Source organism: Actinomadura logoneensis (assembly GCF_003428695.1).
GTDB lineage: Bacteria > Actinomycetota > Actinomycetes > Streptosporangiales > Streptosporangiaceae > Spirillospora > Spirillospora logoneensis.
The window spans coordinates 1-2,522 of sequence record NZ_QURH01000643.1 but is presented as its reverse complement, the minus strand read 5'-3'; the positions used below and the strand labels follow the sequence as shown (position 1 = coordinate 2,522).

The 2,522-nt window shown below is 77.7% G+C and carries 3 protein-coding genes; all 3 read right to left on the bottom strand.

Features of this window, described 5'->3' with window-relative positions:
* Positions 1–501, bottom strand: a 501-nt coding sequence (locus DZF91_RS25065) for a DUF7134 domain-containing protein (protein WP_456236655.1), incomplete at its 3' end; no start/stop codon positions are given.
* A 149-nt stretch (positions 502–650) separates the two neighbouring features.
* Positions 651–1,238 carry an AAA family ATPase gene (locus tag DZF91_RS25060; RefSeq protein ID WP_235834535.1) on the bottom strand — a complete coding sequence of 196 codons (588 nt, stop codon included), beginning with the start codon at positions 1,236–1,238 and terminating at the stop codon, positions 651–653.
* Positions 1,239–1,246: 8 nt separating this feature from the next.
* Positions 1,247–2,308, bottom strand: a complete 1,062-nt coding sequence (locus DZF91_RS25055; protein ID WP_117359696.1) for an enolase C-terminal domain-like protein — start codon at positions 2,306–2,308, stop codon at positions 1,247–1,249.
* Positions 2,309–2,522 lie beyond the last annotated feature (214 nt).

Below are 2,522 nucleotides of genomic sequence, written 5' to 3'. Positions count from 1 at the left end.
GGCGTGGTGCTCCCGCTCGGCCGCCGCGAGCTGCTCGGCCAGCTCGGCGCGCCGGGCCCGGCGCTGCCGCCGCAGCTGCCCGAGCGCGGTGAGCGCCAGGAACAGCAGCGCGTCCACCGTGGCGTCCAGCGTCCAGTCGCCGGGGCTGTCGGCCCGGAGCGCGGTCGCGGCCTCGTGGACGGCGAAGACCGCCGCGGTCCCGGCGACGGCCCTCCACCGGCCGCTGTGCGCGGCCAGCGAGAACACCGCGACCCACAGGGCGATGTCGGTGGAGGGGGCCTCCTGGGCGTGGATGAGCAGCAGGCCGGCGTTGCCCGCGAGCACGATGGCGATGATCACCGCGAGGGGCCGGACGCGCCGCCAGACCAGGGCACCGTCCACCAGGAGGGTCAGCGCGACCAGCAGGATCCATCCGGTGCGATCGCGCGGGACCAGGAACTCGTCCGCCAGCGACATCAGCGCCGCCAGGCCGAGCTGCGGCACGACCAGCAGCAGCGGCACCCCCGCGTCGGCGAGGTTCGGCCACCCCCGTGAGCCGCCCGCCGCCGGGCTCCGGGCCGGAACCCGGCCCAGTGTGTGATTCCCCCGAATTACCACGAACCGACTTTAGCGTTCGCCGCCCCGGGCTCGTGCGGCCGGAACGAGCCCGGTCAGATGATCCTGGCGATCTGATCGGCCAGGGGGACGGCGCCCAGCCGGTTGTCGATCTCGTCGTGCGGGACGGGCGGGGGCTCCTCGGGCCTCATCCGGGCGGTGAAGGCGTCGAACGCGGCCAGCTTGCCCGCGTCGCGCGGCAGCCCGCGCGCCTCCAGGCGGTGCCGCAGCGTCGCGGCGTCCGACCTGATCCACACCAGCCGGACCGGGGCGCCGCCCAGCTCCCCCACCCACGCCGCCCACCGCTCCGGGGAGCGGATGTGGCCGGTGAACGGCCCGCTGAGCAGCACCGGGCAGCCGTGGGAGCGGATCTCCCGCGCCGTCGCGGTCAGCCCCTCGTACTCGTGCGCCTTCACGTGCTCGTCGTACCAGGGGCCCTCGCGCTCACCCGGGTCGCGCCCGTAGGCGGCGAGCGTCGCGGCCACGAACGGGCCGTACAGGGTGTCCTTGTCGAGCAGCGCCGGGACGGGTCGCAGCCGCGCGAGCAGCAGGCCCGCGACCGTGCTCTTGCCGCCGCCGGGCGGTCCCGCGACCACCCACACCGCCGCCGGGGCGTCCCGGCCGCCCGTCATGCCGGCCGTCATGCCGCCCGTCATGCCGGGAGGCGGAGCCGCTCGCGGGCCAGCCGCGCGATCGCCTCCTCGTCGACCAGGTGGCCGAGCCCCGGCTGGGTCAGCGGCACCCCGACCACCCCGCCGGACGACCGGACCGGCGGCGTGACGAACACCGGCCCGCCCGCCGGGTCGGTCAGCTCGCTCGGCAGCGTCACCCCCGGCAGGGACGCCAGCGCCACCGCCGCCGCCTGCCCGATCCCGAACGCGCCCGCCCCGGTGCACCAGACGTCCCAGCCCGCCGCGTACGCCCGGTCGTGCGCCGCGCGGGCCGCCGTCAGCCCGCCGAAGCGGCCGATCCGCAGGTTCAGCGCCCGGCCCGCGCCGAGGTCGATCGCCGCCTCCAGGGTGTCGCGGTCGCCGACGTCCGGCGCGACCGCCGCCTCCACCCGGCCCTGGAGCCGGGCGTGCGCGGCGAGGTCGTCGGCCTCGAACGGCCGCTCGACCGCCGTCACGCCGTAGCCGTCGAGTGCGGCGAGCGCGTCCAGGTGCGCGGGCGTCTCGGCATAGCGGTGCCGTCCGTCGGCGACCAGCGCCAGCGCCGGGTAGGCCGCCCGGACCTCCCGGATCGGCTCCACGTCCCAGCCGGGCCGGATCTCCACCGTCACCCGCGTGTGGCCCGCCCCGACCGCCCGGTTCACCCGCTCCACGACCGTGTCCAGCAGCGGCTCGGGGGAGACCCGCGCCGCCGTGACGATCGACGTGCGGGTGCCGCCGAGGGCGTGCGCCAGCGGCTCGCCCCGGCCCCGGCACCACAGGTCCCAGCAGGCGGTGTCCACCGCGGCGGCGGCCCCGCTGGTACCGAGGTCGGCGACCGCCCAGACGTCCTCCGGACGGTCCCACGGCAGGCCGATCAGCGCGGGCGCCATCCGCTCGGCGATGTCGGCCCACGCCGGGCCCGCGCCCGCCGCCTCCTCGGGCACCGCGACCTCGCCCCAGCCGACCGCGCCGTCCTCGCCGGTCAGCCGGACCAGGATGCTCTCCGGACGCCGCGCGCGCGGCATCACGACCCGGAAGGTCTCACAGCCCTCGATCTGGGGCACCCGAATGTCCTCACGCTCGTCGAAGCCTTCCCCACCATGATCCCCCCTGCCGGGCGCGCCGCCCTCACCGGCCGCTCCGCGACCGCCGGAACGGCGCGCGGGCCGGGGTGCGCACGTATCCGCCGTCCGCGAGCCCCGCCGCCCGTCCAACGGGTTGAGGCCGGCCGGATCGCCGCGGGATGCGAGCGACACGCCCGCGCACGCCACCCGCCGG

Excerpts from the sequence above, each read along its gene's own strand:
- DZF91_RS25060 (WP_235834535.1), bottom strand. The coding sequence starts at position 1,238 with ATGACGGCCGGCATGACGGGCGGCCGGGACGCCCCGGCGGCGGTGTGG.